This is a genomic window from Curtobacterium sp. MCJR17_043 (genome assembly GCF_003224315.2).
In the GTDB taxonomy this organism is placed as follows: Bacteria; Actinomycetota; Actinomycetes; order Actinomycetales; family Microbacteriaceae; genus Curtobacterium.
On record NZ_CP126259.1, the window covers coordinates 2,021,941 to 2,039,484 of the forward strand.

Genomic DNA, 17,544 nt, shown 5'->3' on the forward strand with positions numbered 1-17,544 from the left:
CGCCGAGTTCGGACCCGCGGCCCGCATCGTCGCCGCCGAGCGGGTGACGACCGGTGGGGTCGCCGGACTGTTCCGCCGGGCGCACGTCGAGGCGACGGTCGAGTTCCCGGACCCCCCTCGACCCGCCGACGGCCCGCGTCACGATCGCCGCGTCACCCGCCAGGCGGATCGGCATCGCAGCGCTCCTCGCCGACGCCGAGGCGGCCGAGGCCCGGATCGCGGACACCGACGGGACCTCCACCACCCGGGCCGACGCCTTCGCCTCGGTGCTCGACGGCTTCACGGCCGACGGACTGGCCCCGCCGCGCCGGGCCGTCGCCGGTCCCGTGCCGGCCGAGCCGAGCCTCCAGGACGTCCCGTCCGGGGCGGCGTCCGCCGCGCCCGGTGCGTCGACCACATCGGTCGCGTCCGCCGTGACGGGAGGCCCGGACGCGGACCCGAGGGCCCCCGACCCGTGGGTCGCAGACCCGTCGGCCGCGGACCCGTGGGCCGACCTGCGTCCCGAGCTGCCCGCGGCCGCGGCTCCCGCGCCCGTCCGGACCCCCGCACCCGCGGTCTGCTCGGCCGACGGCGACCTCGTGCTCCTCGTCGGTCGGGCGGCCGACGTCGACGCCGCCGCCGGGGTCTTCGCCAGTCGGCACGGTCTGCGGGCGACACCGGCGTCCGACCGACGCAGCGGGATCCTCGCGCGCGCCGACGCGGTGCGGGACGGCGTGGCGCTGCTCGCGGTCGCGGCGTGGACCGACGTGGCGACGACCACCTCGCTCGCACCCGACCAGGTCTGGGTCGTGGTCGACGCCGGGCGCAAGCACGAGGACGCCCTCGCGATGCTCGCCGCGGTGGCGGACGCTCCGGTGCCGCTCGCCGGTGTGCTCGCGATCGGCACCGAGGAGACCGCGACGCCGGACAGCGTGTACCTGCTCGGTCTGCCCGTCCGGACGCTCTGACCGCCCGTCCTCGGGCCGCCGATGGCACCGGGCCGTGTCCCGGACGGGGGGCGGCGACGCGGAGTCGCTAGGCTTGCCGGGTGCTGGTACTCACGCGCAAGGTCGGCGAGCGGATCCTCATCGGTGACGACATCGTCATCACGGTGCTCGACTCCCGGGGCGACGGCGTCCGCATCGGCATCGACGCGCCCCGCGGTGTGAAGATCCAGCGCGAAGAGGTCGTCCGTGCCGTGGCCGAGGCGAACGTCGCCGCCGCTGCCGGAGCCGACGACGACGCCGAGGCGCGGCTGCGCGCAGCGCTCGGCGCCCCCCGTCCGCCCGTCGGCTGACGGGCGACGGCGTCGGTCAGACCCTCCGGATCAAGCCCAGCGGCTCGACCTGCTCGGCATCGAGCCGAGCGGCTTGATCGGCGACCTCCGGCCGGGTCCGGCGATCAGGGGCGGGGCTTCTTCTCCTGCTCCGGCAGCCGTCCGGCGGCGCGCTCGGCCTCGTACCACGCGCGGGCTTCGTCCTGTCGTGCCTGCTCCGCACCGCTCGCGATGGGGGGAGCGCACGTGCGACGGCTCGTACCCGAAGGACGCGATGAGCTGCGGCACCACCGGACGGAGTCGAGCGACCAGCCGGTCCACGTACGCCGACACGGCCCGGGCCCGCTGCGCCGAGATCCGCCCGTGCAGCAGGTGCCAGTCCAGGTGCTGCTCGACGAGCCCGAGCGCGAACAGGTCGCGGAGCCAGACGAGAACCGTGCGGGTGTCGCCCGGGGGGGACGTCGTCGATCGCCTCGGTGAACGCCTCCCACTGCATGAGTTCCGCGTGCGCCTTCGACGCCTCGATCAACTCGTGCTGCGAGCGGTTCAGCAGCACGGCGGCGCGGGCGCGGTCCTTACCGGCGGTGCGGAGGCGCATGCCGATCTCGGTGACCATCGTCTCGACCCGACCGACGAGCAGGGCGCGCTGCGTCTCCGGGTCCTGCAGGTCCGCGACCGAAGCCGCGAGGGACCCTCGGTCGGACACCGTCTGCCCGAGTCGGCGCAGACCGGTCGCGTCCGCCAGCTTCGACCCGACCTGCGCGGCGACGAACTTCGCCGTCGACGCCGCGTCGCGCGGCGCGGCCTTGCGGAAGTCCGTGAGCAGACGCTTGCCGACGAGCTGGAGGAGCACCGTGTTGTCGCCCTCGAACGTCACGTAGACGTCGAGGTCGGCACGGAGGCCCGTGATCCGGTTCTCGGCGAGGAAGCCCGCACCGCCGGTCGCCTCCCGGCACTCCTGCAGCGTGTCGAGGGCTGACCAGGTCGACATGGCCTTGAAGGCCGCAGCCTGCGTCTCGAGGTCCTCCCGGCGCTCCGGGGTGTCCTGCCGGCCGCTGAAGACGTCGTCGAACGTCTGCAGCAGCTTCTCGTGGGCGAACGACTGGGCGAACACCGTCGCCAGGCGGGGGGATGAGCCGGCGCTGGTGGCGGCCGTAGTCGAGCAGGACCCCCCTCCTGGCCGTCGCCGGTCGGGAACTGACGGCGCTCCATGGCGTAGGTCAGGGCGATCTGCAGCCCGATCTTCTGCGCCACGACCGCGGCGCCGTCGAGGGAGACCCGTCCCTGCACCAGGGTGCCGAGCATCGTGAAGAAGCGGCGCCCGGGAGAGTCGATCGGGGAGGAGTACGTGCCGTCCTCGGCGACGTCGCCGTAGCGGTTGAGCAGGTTCGTGCGCGGGACCCGGACGCGGTCGAACCAGAGCCGGCCGTTGTCGATCCCGTTCAGGCCGCCCTTGACGCCGTCGTCCTCGCCGCCGACGCCGGGCAGGAAGGCACCCTCGTCGTCGCGCAGGGGGGACGTAGAAGGCGTGCACGCCGTGGTCGACGCCCCGGGTGACGAGCTTGGCGAACACGACGGCGGCCTTGCCGTGCAGGGCGGCGTTGCCGATGTAGTCCTTCCACGCACCGCGGAACGGCGTGTGCACGACGAACTCCTGCGTCTCCGGGTCGTAGGTCGCGCTCGTGGCGATGTTCTGGACGTCCGAACCGTGGCCGGTCTCGGTCATCGCGAAGCACCCGGGCACGTCGAACTCGATGATGCCGGGCAGGAACTCGCGGTGGTTGCGCTCGGTGCCGAGGTGGTGCACCGCGGAGCCGAACAGACCCCACTGCACCCCGGCCTTGATCTGCAGCGACGGGTCCGCGACGGTGAGCTCCTCGAACGCCGCCAGGTTCCCGCCGTGGTTGTCCTGGCCGCCGAACTCCGGCGGGTACGGACGCTGGATCGCGCCGGCGTCGACGAGGATCCGCAGCTGCTCGAGCGTGCGCGCACGGTGCTCGGCGAGGGGCTGCCCCTCGATCTTGTGCAGCGCGGGGTCGCGGACGAGACGGCGGGAGATGCGGCGGTCCTCGGCCCAGCGGCCCAGCAGGTGCTCGGCGAGCAGGTCGACGTCGATGCGGACGTCGGTGTCGGTGCCGCCCGCGGGCGTCCCGGCTGCGGTGTCCCCGGTCGCGTCGGCCTTCGGCGCGCTGACCCCACCGGTGCTGGTGCGGATCGTGCTGCCGGCGCTGGTGCTGCTGGTGCGGCTCGGTGCGGTGTCGACCATCGGGTGCCTCCTGGACTGCGCGGTTCCGGACCGCGCCACTGCCACGGCGGTCCGACCTCACCAGCGTAAGCACCCGTGTTGCGCATGACATGACCGCCGTGCCGCCCCACAAACACCACCCGGCGTCGCCTCGTCCCGATGGTGGGAACCCTCCAACGCCCGGCGTCCGGCGTCCGGTAGCCTTGACGCAGCCACACCGGCCCCGGACCACGAGGAGTCACCCCATGCTCGAGCTCATCGCAGGCATCATCATCGGCATCGGCGTCATCGGTGGTGTGGGCACCTGCATGGCGGCCGCCGCGATGATGAAGGCCGGCTCCGAGGAGTACTGATCCTGCTGACCGGTCAGGACGCTCCGGCGTCCACCGGCTCGGTCACCGGGTCCATCGGGACCGGGACCAACTGACGACTCTGGACGGTCGCGCGCTCGAAGGGGCCGCGGCCGTCCGTCGTGTACGCGGGCTCGTCGAACTCGACGACCCACGCCACCCGGACCCCTGCGCCCGCGTACCCGGCGAGCTGGGCGCCGCCCGGCGCGACGATGAGCCCGATCGGCTCGTCCGCCCACTGCTCGCCCCGGTCCGACGGCACGACCCGCACGACGGCTCCGATGCCGAGCACGGGCAGGTCCGGCACGCCGGACGCGTCAGGGGCAGCGGGGCGGGGTTCACGACGTCCGAACACGCGACGACCCTACCGCCGCGTGCCCCGGAGGAGCCCGCCGGACCTGCGCCGACCCCGCCGGACCTCGGTCAGGCCCGCCGGATCTCGGTCACGGACGAGTACCCGGTGTCCGGGTGCTTCCGCATCGAGAGCAGGCGCTCCATGGACGGCTCGAGCGCCGTGACCTTGTCGAGCGGCGCGCTGACGACGAGCTGGAAGCCGAGCCGGAGCCATGCCGTCACCGCACGACCGGCGAACTCCGAGTCCGCCTTGATGAACGCCTCGTCGAGGAACACCGGGGCGAACCGGGGCCGGGGCCGGGTCTCGTCACCGAGCTGGTACCGCAGGGCCGCGCCCACGATGAACGCGACGAGCTCCTGCGTCTCACCGCCGGACTTGTCGCCGAGGGACGAGTACACGCCCAGGTCGTTGCCCTCGACGTCGTAGCGCACCGCGGTGATCTCCATGTGCCGCCGGACGTCGAGCACGGCGTCGCGCTGCGTCGTCCGGCCTCGGGGTGCTTCCGGGTCACGCCGGATGACGCCCATGAACCGCCGCAGTCGCCGGAAGCGGGTCTCGAGCACGTCGTCGGTCAGTTCGGCGTCGACCGAGGCCGACAGCGCGCGGAGCTCCTTGCGGAACTGCGTCACGTCCTCGCGGGTGACGCGGCGGATGACGATCTTCAGCCGGTCGCGGTTCGCCCCGAACGGCAGGTCGCGGAGGATCTCGTTCACGGGTTCGAGCCGCTCCTCGATCTCCACGACGGCGCGGTCGAACGCGCCGGAGAGCGGGACGAGGTCCTCGCCGCTCCACTGTGACAGCCGACGGCGCCACTCGCTCCGCCGGGCGTGGAGGCCCGTGGCGACGATCTGGTCGAGGATCGCGCGGTAGTCCGGGTACGAGGCCACCCCGGTCCCCAGGTTCGGGTCCGGCCAGGCGTCCTGGTACCGCTCGAACGTCGTGGTGAGCGCCACCGACGCCGTCGCGGCGCCGTCGAGCGCCTGTGCGAGTCGCTCCTCGAGGCGACGGCGGAGACGTCTGGTCGCGTCGTCGAACCCGTCCACCCCGTCGGGGGGCGCCGACCTCGTCGAACGCCTCGGCGAGCAGGCGTTCCTGCTGTTCGTCCGGCAGCCGGTCCGGTGCGTCGGCGAACCGTTCGAGGATCTCGGCGGCCGCGTCCTGGCCGTCCACGAGCACGGCGTGCCGTTCCTCCAGGCGCTTCACGCCGAGCCGCGCGGCGGACCGTCGGTCGGCGGCCTCGTCGAGCGCGGCGCGCAGGCGGGCGACGGACTCGCGGAGCGTCCGCAGGCCGTCGTCGGCGGCGAGCAGCGCGTGGCGCTCCTCCTCGAGGCGGGCGAGGGCGGCGTCGGCACCGGCGACGTCGACGGCGTCCCACGTGACGTCGACGCGGTGCTGGTGCGCTGCCCGGAGCACGTCGAGTGCGGCGAGGTCCTGCGCGACGTCGGTGCGCCGGGCCTCCAGGGCCGTCAGGTCCGCCGCGATCTCGGCGAGCTCGGTCTCCACGGCACGGACCCGCGACTCGTTCGTGAACCCGATGACGTTCGCCTGGCGTCGGTCGCCGTGTGCACCGCGACGGCCGTCGCGGAGCTGGCCGGACACGGTCACCCGACGGCCGCCGCCGCCGAGCTCGGCGGCGTCGGCGACGCAGCGGGCGTCGATCCGGTCGGACTCGATGCGCTCCCGCACCCACGTGCTGAACGGCGAGGCCTTGATCGCGAGCTTCCCGGACACCATGGCGCGGTCGCCGGGCAGGTCCAGGTGCGGGCCGAGCGGCACGCCCTCGAACTGCACACGCACGGGCAGACGGAGGCCGTCGATGGCGGCGCTGAAGTCGTCCAGCCGGTCCTCGTCGACGAGCAGGGTCCGGGCGACCGGGGCGAGCACGGACTCGATCGCGGTGCGCCACTGCTCCTCGGCCGGCAGCACGTCGAGGAGCTCGGCGACGAACGGCACGTCCGCCGGGTCGAGTCCGGCGGCCCGGGCCATCGCGACCCGAGCCTCGTGCATCGGCAGCGGCATGGCGCCCTGGCGGTGCTCGAGCGACCGGCGCTCCTGGCGCAGGGTCCGTTCGCGGTCGAGGAGCGGGTACTCCTCACGGGTCAGGGCGTCACGCCGGGCGTCGAGCTCGTCACGTCGTGCGGCGTAGGTGCCGAGGAACTCGTGGCTCGCCCGCTGCGCCTCGGTGAACGCCGACTCGGTGGTGACCGGTTCGTCGAGGGGTGCGGTGCGCTCGTCGAACACCTCGCGGGAGCGGGCGACGGCGGCACGCTCGCGGGTCCCGCGGTCGATGCGGTCCTCGAGCTGTGCGAGTGCGTTGCCGCCGGAGTCCCGGAGCCGCGCCTCGGCGTCGCGGAGCTCGACCTCCACGGCGGCGTGCCGGGCGGACGCCGCCTCGACCTCGGCGCGTGTGGCGGTCCGCTCGCGGGCGTTCCGCTCGACCTCGAGGTCGAGCAGTTCGCGCTTCCGCGACGCCGTCCAGTGCGCGAACGGCGAGACGTCGGCGCCGGTGGCGATGCCGTCGAGCGCTGCGGCCGCGGCCCGGGACCGCTCGATCTCGTCGTGCAGGTCGGTGATGGGGGGAGAGGATGCGGACCTTGCGTTCCTCGGTGTCCATCGCCTCGTAGGCCTCGTCGAGCGCCGCGAAGTGGGCGAGGGCACGGTCGGCTGCCTCGTAGGTGCCGGGCGTCTCGAGCACCAGGGACTTGTAGAGCGCGTCGACGGTCGGCATGTGCTGCCCGGCCTGGATCCGGGCGAGGAGACGCATCGCCCGGTTGCCGCCACCGGAGTCACCGATGCCCAGGCGCGTCTGCAGCGTGTACGCGAGCTCCTGGTACGTGTCGCGGATGACGAGCCCCGGGATCCGCCCGGTGAGTTCCAGGTGCGCGAACCGGGAGGGCACGAAGTCCTCGAGCCGCCGCAGGTCGAACACGTCGTCGACCGTCGCCATGGTCATCTGGATGTCGGCGACGCCCCGGGCACGACGCGGCACGATGTACGCGCGCAGGACCGTGAAGCGGCGCTCGTCGTCGTTCCGGAACGTGACCGCGACCGCGCCCCACGTGGTCTGCTCCTCGCCGCGCAGGGTGACGTCCTGCAGCGCACCCGTCTCCGGGTCGCGGCGGGTGTCGACCTTCCCGCGCAGGTACGTCAGCAGGTTGCGCTGGTCGGCGCTGCGGGCGCGTCCCGTCGTCGCGTCGTTCGAGGCACCGTTGAACGGCACGTCGGACGGCATCATCACCGCCAGGTACGCGTCCATGAGCGTCGACTTGCCGGTCCCGGACGCGCCGGAGATGAGCGTCGCCGTGCCGGACAGTTCGACGTGACGGTGGCCCTGGAAGCCGCCCCAGTTGACGACCTGCATGGACTCGGCCCGCCACTGGGCGACGGTGTCGAACAGCGCGGGGATCCCGGTGGTGTCGACGTCGACGGTGCTCACGCGCGGTCCTCCTCGTTGTCGTCGGCGTCCGTGCCGGCGTCGGTCTCGACGTCGCCGTCGCCGCTGACGTCCGCCCCCCGTCGGACCGGCCGGGAGGCTCGTCCCGGCCCCGTCGGTCGGCTCACCGCCGCCGGTGGCCGCGGTCCGCAGCCAGGTTTCGAGCTCGACGAGACGCTCCAGCGGGAGCAACACCTCGACGACGCTCGCGACCCGGAAGCGGTCCGGGTCGGTGGTCTTCAACAACACCCGAGCCGTGACCAGGCGCTCGATGGCCTTGGCGACGCGGGCCTCGTCACGGGTGCGGTCGGTCGCGGTCGCGGGGCGGAAGCCGGACACGTGCCCGAGGATCTCGGACCGGTCGACGACGACCTGGTCGGGCCCAGGACGGGCGTCGGCGCGCAGACGCATCCGCAGGTAGACGAGGACGATCGTCTCCTCGCGCGTGTACGGCGCGTCGCGGAGCAGGGTCGGGAAGCCACGACGGGTGCTCTCCGATCGGGCCTGCCGCTTGAAGGCCACCTCGCGGTCGCGGTCGACGTGGAGTTCGAGGAACAGGTCGTTGAGGCGGGAGCGGAGCTGGTGCTCCGCGTCGAGGACCGCACGCCACTCGTCGACGTGCGTCCGGGCGCTCACGTACGGGTGCCGGAGCAGCGCGACCAGGGCCCGACGCTGCGGTTCGTCGAGTCGGCCCTCGTCACCCTCGAAGAGGGCGAACGTGCTCTCGTCGCGCTCGGCGAGCTCGTCGACGAACACGCCGGAGGCGTCCTCGAACGCGACCTCGTCGTCGACGGGTGCTGGTGTCGTGTCGGTCACCGTGCCTCCTGGCCGGGTTCGTCGTCGGGGTGTGCCGTCCGGCCCCGGTGGGGCAGTGCGGCGGTCGGCATGTGGAAGGTGACTGGTCCGCCGTCCGGCCGCACCGTGCGGTGCGGTGCGGTCTCGGTGCCGGCCTCGAAGTCGTCGTGTCCGGTGAGCAGGTGCGCGAGCCCGAAGAGCTCGACGGGACGACGCTGGTCGGGTGGCAGCTCGTGGAACGCCCCGACGCTCGATCCGGCGGTGGAGGCGTCGAGGACCGACCGGAGCTCGGCGAGGAGCGGGCCGCCGTGGCGGCGCAGCGACTCGACGTCGATCTCCTCGAAGACGTCGTCGTCCGGCTCCTCGATCGGCGGCGGCACCGACTCGGCGTCCGGGTCGTAGAACTTCTCACGCAGCGTGCCGACGGCGGCGGACGGGGGCAGCAGGCCGAGCGGGACGCGGTCCCGGGCGGAACTGACGTCCATCCACGCCGCCAGGCCGCGGTTCACCGAGCGGAGCACCGCGTCGAGCTCGCGGTCCCGCACCACGTCGTGGGCGACGATCTGGTCACGGAGCGTCGCGGTGAGCATCCGACGCTGGGCGAGGACGTCCTCGATGCCCTGCCGGAGGATGCCGACCGTGCCGCGGAAGGTCCGGCGCTCGGTCGGACTGAGCGAGGCGGCGAACGGGTGCTCGAGGATCGTGGTGATGTCGTCGCGGAGCCGCAGGAGCAGGGCGTCGTCGCGGAGGAGCTCGAACGCGCCCTGGAACGCCCGGCCCTCCGGCGTCGACTCCATCAGGTTGTCCGTGCGCGCGAGGTAGTCGTCGAGGATCTCGCCGATCGGGCGGACCTCCTGCCGGAAGTCCTCGACGATCTCGCGGTGCATGGTCGCCACCGCCTCCTCGACCCGCTTGAAGTCGCTCGGCAGCTGCCGGATGAGGTCGGTGATGTTCGCGTAGCCGTCACGCATCCGGTCCTCGTCGACCGTGACCACCTCGTCGCCGCGGGCGAGACGGTCGCGCTCGGCCTGGAGTTCGGCGATCTGCGCGTCCAGGCGTCGCACCTGGGCGTCCCGGTCCGGTTCGGCCCGGTCCGCCCAGCGGTGCACGGCGTCGACGATCATCGCGAGACGGCTCTCGCTGATGAGGGCCCGCTCGGCGGACAGGGCGTCGATCAGGCTGAGCGCCTCGAGGGCGTGGCTCGTCAGGCTGTACTGCTCGTCGCCGTCCGAGGAGTTCGAGCGCACCAGCCACTGTGCGGCCACCCACTCGCGGCAGAGGGACCGACCGTTGGGCCGGGACACCTCGCCCTCGGGGGGAGTCGCTCGCCGGCACCCGCGCACCGGTCGCCTGCAGGCGGGCGACGTGCTCCTCGACCTGCAGGTGCATCCGCTCGGCAGGGACGTACTGCACGTCACGGTCGAACACCGTGCGGAAGACCGAGACCACGGCCGCGCTCGTCGGACGCGACATCAGTCGGAGCGTCGGCCGGTCGAGCACCTGCCTGACCCTGGCGAACTCGAGGTCGACGTCGGTCATGGTGCCCCTGGTGGTCGGACGGGTCGCGGGATGCGAAGAGGTCGTGGGATGCGAAGAGCCCGACGCGGTTGCGTCGGGCTCTTCGGGGTGTTCTTCCGGCCCTGGAGGGCACGTGGGCGATACCAGACTCGAACTGATGACCTCTTCGGTGTGAACGAAGCGCGCTACCAACTGCGCCAATCGCCCCCCTGCACTTGCGTGCGGATCGATAGTAGCGGATGTCGGGCCGTGCTCCGAACACTCGTCGCCGGTCGCGCGCGTCGCTCACGGCCAGACCGGCCGGGAGGCCCGTGGAGGCCCCGCCGATCCGCACCGCTCCGGGGGGACACGCCCGGTGGACGGAACCGGTTTTGGAGAAACAGCGTGATCTGGGTACAGTTTACGAGTCGCCGCGAGAGCGGGTCGGACAACACCGGTGTGACTCAGGTCAGACCATGCGGATGTGGCGCAGTGGTAGCGCATCACCTTGCCAAGGTGAGGGTCGCGAGTTCGAATCTCGTCATCCGCTCGAGGTGCCTGTCTTCTCCGGAAGACAGCAACTCTCCAGAAGAGGTATCCCACCGATCGGGTACTACGCCAGACGTGGACCTTGATGGTGGGGTGGCCGAGAGGCGAGGCAGCGGCCTGCAAAGCCGTCCACGCGGGTTCGAATCCCGTCCCCACCTCCAGTCCGCTCCGGCAGAACTCATCTGGGCGATTGGCGCAGCGGTAGCGCGCTTCCCTGACACGGAAGAGGTCACTGGTTCGATCCCAGTATCGCCCACCAGGACGAAAGCCCCCCGGGAGACCGGGGGCTTTCGTCGTTCTCGACAGCCGGCGCATGCTCGGTGCTCGGCACGGAGCACGCACGGGGCTGGTGATGATGGCCCGCCATCCGCTCCTGCGGACGTCGTCCGAGCCGGCTTCGGAGCAGGTGCAGGTGCAGGTGCAGGACGGTCACGCTCCCCGAACTCAGCCGACCCCGTCGACGCTGTAGATCGTCGGTGCCGGCACGAAGCGGAGCCACGGGGTGTGCGTTCGGAACCAGAACGAGCCGCCGCCGACCGTGAAGACGTGCGGGCCCTCCGTCCGGTTCAGCGTGCGGGCGACGGCGTCCTGATTCTCGGAGTCGACGCCGCGGGACAGTGTCAGCGGACCGCATTCGGACGTGTCGATTGCGACAGCCGGGTGGGACGAGCCGATGCCTCTCGTCGAGCGGTTCGACACCGTCACGGCTTCAGCCGCGGTGATGGTGCACGTCACCTGCTGTTTGTGTGCGTCGTCGTAGGCGACAGCGACCCACAAGCCGGGGAACATCAGCAGCGAGACGATGAAGAAGCCGACGATGAGCACCATCGTGAACAGGTGGTACACCGGCCGAGGTCGTGTCTGGACGGTGAGCTTGCTGAAGAAGTCGGAGAACTCCGCCCACGGCTCGGCCGCGTTCTGTTCCAACCATCCGACGAGCACGTCGTGGTGACGGTGGTAGCGGTCCGTCGTGAATCCGCGCCCGCGAGCGGTCACACCACTGATGACGGTGTTGCCCTTCCCCGAGGCGCGGAAGTGGACGAGCTCACCGGGCCTGATGACCTGCGTCCGGAAGATCCCACGGGTCACCTCGAGCCGGTCCGGGAACACCCGCACCCCGGCGAACAGCGCGCTGACAGACAACACGAGCGCCAACGTGCCGACGAGGAGCAGCATCCCGCTCGTCCACACATGGGTGAACACAGCTGCCCCGAACACGTCGCGGCTCCACGCCAGCCAGAGCCCCATCGCGAACACGCCTGCAGAGAGGGCCGTCCACGCGATCGGCGTGATCATGCTCCCGCGGACCGTCACCGGGCGCTCACCACGCACCACACTCGCTGCTTCCCCCCGTCACGAGTCGACCGTACCGAAGCGCACCGACCGCCGAGCGCCATCGGTCAGCCCTCCGGCAGTGTGCGGACCCAGTGTTCGAACGTCACGATGTCCTCGTCGACGATCACTGCGGCCGGGCGGGAATCGTCCTTCTCGTCGATGAGCACGAGGGTGTCGTCTGGCAGACCAGCTGTCGCCTCGCCGATGACGGAATCGGGCGCTGCGACGCCGACCCGGGTGAGGAACGTCAGCCGCTCTCCCGGGATGGACTCCACCGTGTCCGTCTCCTTGTCGAAGAACCCTGCGAGTTCGGAGACACGGAAGCGGGTGGCGCCGTCCCGGGTGGTGATGGTGACTGCGGGCACGGTGCGGCGTCCGAACGTGTGGGTGGTTGGCTCTGCGGTGACATCGGACCCTGACCACGGCTTCGCTGCCGCCAGCGGCACCTTGTCCACCTTCGACGGCTTGGTCTTCCGGGGGGAACGCAGCCGTCACCGCGAGGCCGCCGGCAATGACGGCCAAGAACCACGCCGGGCCGGAGACGACCTTCGTCCAGAGCAGGACCCAGAAGACGACGAGCCATCCGGCCCAGGTCAGGTTCGACAGCCACTTGGAGTCTCGCCGCGCGCCGAGGAACCACAACCCGGATCCGTACGCGAGCCCGGCCGCCGTCGGCAACCAGAACGCCACTGGATCGCTGCTCAGCACCGGCCGGTGCAGGACGGCCGAGGTGATGACCGCGACGACGGCGATGGTCCCGAGGAGGTACCGGTTGGCGCGGCGGTCTCGTTCCCGGGTGGTGAGTGTGGCCATCGGTGGTCCCCCCTGTGCTTCGTGGCGTGCTCGTCGGGCGGCAGATGCGGCACGACGTCCGGAATCCCGCTCGATGCTGCCCAGTCAAGCAGAACCCTGGAGTTCGATTCCGGCCTGCTCGCCCCGCCGGGATGACGTCGAGGCGTACTGTGAGTGGGACGTCGGCTCCGAACATGACTCCGGACGGAAACGACGTGCCGAGCATGGACAACGAGATCGGCTGATGATGCTGCGACGGCTGCTCACGGTGGGAGTGGTTTCCGCTGCTGCTGTCTTGCTTAGCGGGTGCGGCAACGGCACGTCCGCTGGTGACAGTGGAGGACAGACGGTGACTCCGGCGCCGCTGACGTCTGTTGGGCCGACTGGTGACCCGTCGTCGTCGTACTGGACAGATGAGCGGGTGGAATCCGTCGAACCGGAACGCATGCCGACCGTGGGCTGACGTCAGGGAAAGCACTGGTCGAGGCCGTCAACGAGTCCCCGGGAAACGGGACTCTTCGTCGTTCTCAGGACTGGCTGGACTCGCTGTCGTGCGGCGCCCACCCGAGTTCCGGCCCGAGTCGCTCGGCGATGTCCGAGACGATCTGCGCGTACTCGTCGGGCTCGAAGGAGAACGGCAGTGCGAACGCGACCTCGGTGGCGACCTGGTACCCCGCGTCGGCGCGGAGCCGGTCCGCGATCTCGACCGACGAGCCGACGAGGTCCGCGGCGAACAACAGTCCCGCCGGACCCGTCGGGACACCGACACGGCCGGCGCGGCGTTCGGCGTAGGCCCGGTACCGCGCCTCCTGCTCCCGTGTGGCGGTGTCCGTCGGGATCACCACGAGGCCCTGGGAGACGCGCGCGGTGCTCGGGTCGGGGTGTGCGTCGAGGTAGGCGTCGACCTGGGCGCGCTGGTTCGCGGCGAAGTCGGTCCCGATCTCGCTCCGCGTGACGCTCGAGGTGAGCAGGTGGAACCCGTTGCGGGCCGCCCAGACCGCGGACGCCGTGCTGCCCGTGCCGTACCAGAGCCGGTCGACGAGCCCCGGACTGTGCGGCTGGACTCCGGTGGCGAACTCCTCGAACCCGCGCCGCTCGGCGACGGGGACGACCGCGTCGCCGCGCACGAGGTCCCGGAAGCGCAGGAGCCGGGCGTTGCCGAGGTCCTCGTGCTCGGCGGTGTCCGGGTAGATCGCCTCGCGGTAGAGGTCGAAGTTCATCGGGGTCCCGACGGAGAAGCCCGGGTTGAGTCGTCCGTCGAGGAGCACGTCCACGGTGGCGAGGTCCTCGGCGAGACGGAACGGGTTCTCCGCGCCGATCGGGGTGACGGCCGTCCCGAGCGCGATGCGGCTGGTGCGCTGCGACGCGGCCGCCATCACCGCGACGGGGGGAGGAGACGCCGTGCTGCAGGTGCCGGTGCCGGAGCCACGCGCTGTCGAGGCCGAGCGCCTCGGCGCGTTCGATGACGCGGAGCGTGTCCTCGTGACCGGCAGCGGGGCGGGCCGGGTCGAAGGTCCCGATGGTCAGGAAGCCGAGGCGTGCGAGGGGTCGTCCGTCAGTGGGCATGCTCTGATCGTCCCAGACGGGTGCCACCACGGGGCAGGCCGACGGGATGACCGCGGCGCCCCAGCAGACCCGACGTGGTCCGCGCCAGGGTGAGGCGACCGCGGGCTGACGCGACCGCGGGGTGCCGGCATCCGCTAGGTTCTCCACCGTGCCCCGATCGGTTCCGCCCCGTCTCCTCGGGCTCCTCTCCGCCGTCCTCGTCAGCGCCACGGTCGCGACGGTGGCGGTCCTCCCGAACGGGACCGCACCCGACGCCACGCCGGCGGCCGCCCGTGCCACCGCTCCGGTGTCGTTCACGTTCGCCGGCGACAGCGTCACACAGGCGTCGAACACCTGGTCGTGGACGAAGTACGTGTCGACGAGCCGCGCGACGTCCGTCGGCGGCGTCGGGCGGGGCGGCGACACCTCGGCGACGGTGGCGGACCGGGTCACGCGGCAGGACGCCGACGTCCTCGTCGTCATGGTCGGCGTCGGTGACGTCCGGACCAGGGTCGGTCCGTCGACCGTGCGGAAGAACATCAGCACGATCGTCGGGAAGGTGCGCGCACGGCACGTGGTCGTCGCGGCGATCCCGCCGTGCGACGTCACGGACCAGGCGGGCAACCACGTCGACCGACGCGCGCAGGGCTTCGTCCTGAACCGGTCCCTGCAGGAGTACGCGTCCTCGCGTGGATGGGGATGGGTGGACCCGTTCTCGTCCGTGCGCCGCATCGACAACGGCTGGGTCGCCGGCACCGGGAAGGGCGACGGCGTGCACCCGAGCGTCGCGACGGCGAAGCGGTACCTCGGACCGCGCATGACGGTCGCGATCACGCAGGCGGTCGTCGGCGCGAAGCCGTAGGGCCCGTCTGACGCCCCCCGTGTCAGACCGGGGTCGACTTCAGCAGCCGGTTCACCGCGATCATCGCGCCGCCCACCACGGCGGGGACACCGCCGCCAGGGTGCACCGACGCGCCGACGCGCCACAGCCACGGCCGCCAGGGGTCGTTGTACGAGGGACGGTGGAACGGCCCGCTGAGCCACGGCGGACGCGCCGCGCCGTACAGCGCGCCGTGTGGTTCGCCGCCGCCGCCGTAGTACTGCGGATCGAGCACCGTCTGCTCGTCGATGAGGTCGGTGATCGGCCGGTCGAGCCCCATCGCGCGTGAGACGCGGTCGACCTCGCGCCGCACGAACGGGTGCTCGGCCGTGTAGTGACCGCCGTCGGCGGGGGGCGGTGAGCAGGATGCCGACGGTGCTGCGCGGGTTCGGGTAGACCTCGCCCGCGCGGTACTGGTTGACGAACACCATGGTCTCCGCCGGCTCGTCGCCCGCCTCGAGGCTGCGGTGGAGCGCGGCGGGCTTCGTCGGCAGCACCACGCTGTGCGTGGCGAGGTCCGCCGGCAGTTCCTCCCGCAGCACGCCGTACAGGGCGATGGCCGAGCAGGAGAGGGCGCGGGGGGCGCAGACGGGGGGAGCGTGGGGACCCGCGACGGACCCATCAGCGTGGTGAGCCGATCGGCGTCCAGGGCGCTGACGACGAGGTCGGCGGGGTGACGACCCACATCGGTCGTGACCGATCCACGCTCGATGCGGGTGACGGCCTCGCCGGTGCGGACGTCGACCCCGGCCGCCTCGGCCAGCCGACCCAGCGCGAGCACGATCTCGTAGACGCCACCGCGCGGCACCCATGCCCCGGTCTCCGCCATGATCGCCGGCATGCTCGCGTAGAGGGCCGGCGTGCGTGCGGGCGACACGCCAGCGTTGAGGGTGTGGATCGCGATCACCTCGCGCAGCCCGTCGGGCAGCCAGGGGAGGCCGTCGAGGTACGCGCGCGTGGTGAGGCGGGAGCCGTAGACGGCCAACAGTCTCCGGAGAGCGGGGGAGGGCGGCTCGGTCGAGGGGGGTCGGCGAGCAGCAACTCGGTCACGTCGTCCGCGAGGGGTGCGTGCAGGTCGGAGAACCGTCGCCAGGCGGCGTACCAGGGGTGACCGGGGGGCCACCGGCAGGGAGGTCTCGTCGTCGTTGAAGAAGTAGCGGCCCACCTCCGGCATCCGCACCAGGTCGAGGTGCCCGGCGTCGCGGGCGCGGTCGGCGGCGGGCCCGCCGTTGCCGAGCCGTCGAAGCAGCTCGTCCCACACCGCCGGGAACGTCATCAACGACGGCCCGGTGTCGATGCGGTCCTCGCCCAGCTGGATGCGTCGGCTCTTGCCGCCGAGCTCGGTGGAGGCCTCGAGCAGGGTGACGCGGTGGCCGGCGTGCGCGAGCAGCGCGGCGGCGGTGAGGCCGCCGATCCCGCCGCCGACGACGACTATGCGGCTCACGAGGCACCTCCCAGCACGATCCAGACCATGAGCAGTACGCCGGCGAACGACCCGGCGATGTACGGGAAGGCGACCGACAGACGGTAGAGGCGGTGCCCGGTCTCCGGCGTCGGGTCCCGGAACAGGCGCACCACGAGGATGCCGGCGATCAGGAGGTTGACGGCGGCCACCGGCACGCTCACCACGGCGAACAGCGCCGTCGAGACGATCCACCAGGCCCCGCTCCAGAGAGCCGTGCCGCGCGCGCCGAGCCGCACTGCGGTGGTGGCGATGCCCGCGTCACGGTCCTCGACGATGTCCTGGACCGCATCGAAGGCGTGCTTCGCCACGCTCCAGGCCATCAGACCGATGGCCGCGGGCCAGACCGGCGTCACCGCGAGGGCCGCGGGCACGATGACGAGTGGCAGTGCGTAGGCGGCGTTGCTCAGCGAGTCGAGGAACGGCCGCGCCTTGAAGCGCAGCGGCGGCGCCGAGTAGAAGACGAACACGCCGACGTAGAGCAGGATCGCCGCGTTCGCGAGGAGCGGCAGCGTCAGGAGGAAGCCGACGAGGAACGGGACGTTGACGACCGCGACCGCCCAGGCGATGAGTCGCACCTCGGACTGTCGGATCCTGGCACCCTCGATGGAGCCCTTGCGGGGGGTTGGCCGCGTCCGTGTCCTGGTCGTAGATGTCGTTGACGCCGTAGATGAGCAGGTTGAACGGCAGGGTGAGCCACAGGATGACCGGCAGTGCCCGCACGTCGAACAGCGCGCCGGTGAGCCACACGGCGACGAGCCCGGAGCCGATGGTGTTGATCCAGAGCACGGGGCGCGAGATGTGGACCAGTCGGCGCACGGCCGCGCCGATCTCCGACGGTGCTGTGCGCGACACCCGCTCACTGCCGTCAGTCACGCGACCGAGCGTACCCGGCCCGCCTCGACCTCGGTCAGCGGCGTCCCGGCCAGACTGGGGGGGATGCGCATGATGCTGCTGACCGCCGGCACCCGGGGCGACGTGGAGCCGTTCGCAGCCCTGGCGCGACTCGCCGCGTCCCGCGGTCACGAGGTCCGGCTCGCCCTGCCCGACG

The 17,544-nt window shown here is 72.1% G+C and carries 12 protein-coding genes, 4 tRNA genes and 2 pseudogenes; 6 read left to right on the forward strand and 12 right to left on the reverse strand.

Going from position 1 to position 17,544, the window contains the following annotated elements; genetic code table 11:
* Positions 1-53 precede the first annotated feature (53 nt).
* Positions 54-947, forward strand: coding sequence for a hypothetical protein (locus DEJ15_RS10490; RefSeq protein ID WP_284174962.1), 894 nt, complete (start codon positions 54-56; stop codon positions 945-947).
* Positions 948-1,027: 80 nt separating this feature from the next.
* Positions 1,028-1,276 (forward strand): carbon storage regulator CsrA, encoded by a 249-nt coding sequence (gene csrA, locus DEJ15_RS10495; RefSeq protein WP_110824893.1) that lies wholly within the window; start codon positions 1,028-1,030, stop codon positions 1,274-1,276.
* A gap of 104 nt (positions 1,277-1,380) precedes the next feature.
* On the opposite strand, the pseudogene DEJ15_RS10500 reads toward csrA, so the two are convergent.
* The 7 genes and pseudogenes from DEJ15_RS10500 to DEJ15_RS10530 all read right to left on the reverse strand — a co-directional run bounded on the left by DEJ15_RS10500 (position 1,381) and on the right by DEJ15_RS10530 (position 10,158).
* Positions 1,381-3,521: pseudogene (locus DEJ15_RS10500) on the reverse strand (acyl-CoA dehydrogenase family protein).
* Positions 3,522-3,866: 345 nt separating this feature from the next.
* A complete protein-coding gene (locus DEJ15_RS10505) occupies positions 3,867-4,205 on the reverse strand; it encodes a hypothetical protein (protein ID WP_146232858.1) in 339 nt (112 codons plus the stop codon).
* A 68-nt stretch (positions 4,206-4,273) separates the two neighbouring features.
* Complete coding sequence (locus DEJ15_RS10510; RefSeq protein WP_284174963.1) at positions 4,274-4,768, reverse strand: SbcC/MukB-like Walker B domain-containing protein; 495 nt, start codon at positions 4,766-4,768, stop codon at positions 4,274-4,276.
* Entirely contained in the window at positions 4,713-6,446 is a 1,734-nt protein-coding gene (locus DEJ15_RS10515) for a hypothetical protein (protein ID WP_284174964.1), read from the reverse strand. Before DEJ15_RS10515 ends, DEJ15_RS10510 begins: the two co-directional genes overlap by 56 nt.
* On the reverse strand, positions 6,334-8,454 hold the full coding sequence (locus tag DEJ15_RS10520) for a DUF4194 domain-containing protein (RefSeq protein WP_284174965.1): 2,121 nt from the start codon (positions 8,452-8,454) through the stop codon (positions 6,334-6,336). The genes DEJ15_RS10515 and DEJ15_RS10520 overlap by 113 nt, the downstream gene beginning before the upstream one ends.
* Positions 8,451-9,737 (reverse strand): DUF3375 family protein, encoded by a 1,287-nt coding sequence (locus DEJ15_RS10525; RefSeq protein ID WP_284174966.1) that lies wholly within the window; start codon positions 9,735-9,737, stop codon positions 8,451-8,453. Before DEJ15_RS10525 ends, DEJ15_RS10520 begins: the two co-directional genes overlap by 4 nt.
* Before the next feature lie 348 nt (positions 9,738-10,085).
* Positions 10,086-10,158 (reverse strand) — tRNA-Val (locus tag DEJ15_RS10530).
* Positions 10,159-10,408: 250 nt separating this feature from the next.
* On the opposite strand from DEJ15_RS10530, the gene DEJ15_RS10535 reads away from it, so the two are divergent.
* From DEJ15_RS10535 to DEJ15_RS10545, 3 genes are all read left to right on the forward strand, one after another.
* A tRNA-Gly gene (locus DEJ15_RS10535) sits at positions 10,409-10,480 on the forward strand.
* 86 nt (positions 10,481-10,566) lie between these two features.
* Positions 10,567-10,640 (forward strand) — tRNA-Cys (locus DEJ15_RS10540).
* A gap of 23 nt (positions 10,641-10,663) precedes the next feature.
* Positions 10,664-10,738, forward strand: a tRNA-Val gene (locus tag DEJ15_RS10545).
* Positions 10,739-10,923: 185 nt separating this feature from the next.
* On the opposite strand, the gene DEJ15_RS10550 is transcribed toward DEJ15_RS10545, so the two are convergent.
* From DEJ15_RS10550 to DEJ15_RS10560, 3 genes and pseudogenes are all read right to left on the reverse strand, one after another.
* Complete coding sequence (locus DEJ15_RS10550; RefSeq protein WP_284174967.1) at positions 10,924-11,775, reverse strand: hypothetical protein; 852 nt, start codon at positions 11,773-11,775, stop codon at positions 10,924-10,926.
* Positions 11,776-11,879: 104 nt separating this feature from the next.
* The gene (locus tag DEJ15_RS10555) at positions 11,880-12,179 is read right to left on the reverse strand and encodes a hypothetical protein (RefSeq protein WP_284174968.1); all 300 of its coding nucleotides are present in this window, start codon (positions 12,177-12,179) and stop codon (positions 11,880-11,882) included.
* A 954-nt stretch (positions 12,180-13,133) separates the two neighbouring features.
* Positions 13,134-14,172, reverse strand: a pseudogene (locus DEJ15_RS10560) (LLM class flavin-dependent oxidoreductase).
* A 148-nt stretch (positions 14,173-14,320) separates the two neighbouring features.
* Between DEJ15_RS10560 and DEJ15_RS10565 the strand changes: the two are divergent.
* Entirely contained in the window at positions 14,321-15,013 is a 693-nt protein-coding gene (locus DEJ15_RS10565) for an SGNH/GDSL hydrolase family protein (RefSeq protein ID WP_181419541.1), read from the forward strand.
* A 22-nt stretch (positions 15,014-15,035) separates the two neighbouring features.
* Here DEJ15_RS10565 and DEJ15_RS10570 read toward each other — a convergent pair whose 3' ends face one another.
* Together DEJ15_RS10570 and DEJ15_RS10575 are read right to left on the reverse strand one after the other, a co-directional pair.
* Positions 15,036-16,475: a phytoene desaturase family protein gene (locus DEJ15_RS10570; RefSeq protein WP_284174969.1), complete on the reverse strand. Its 1,440-nt coding sequence runs from the start codon at positions 16,473-16,475 to the stop codon at positions 15,036-15,038.
* The gene (locus DEJ15_RS10575) at positions 16,472-17,356 is read right to left on the reverse strand and encodes a UbiA family prenyltransferase (RefSeq protein ID WP_349814693.1); all 885 of its coding nucleotides are present in this window, start codon (positions 17,354-17,356) and stop codon (positions 16,472-16,474) included. The genes DEJ15_RS10570 and DEJ15_RS10575 overlap by 4 nt, the downstream gene beginning before the upstream one ends.
* Positions 17,357-17,544 lie beyond the last annotated feature (188 nt).

What these genes read in the sequence shown, in the direction of transcription:
- DEJ15_RS10550 (WP_284174967.1), bottom strand. Translation starts at nt 11,775, where the DNA reads ATGATCACGCCGATCGCGTGGACGGCCCTCTCTGCAGGCGTGTTCGCG.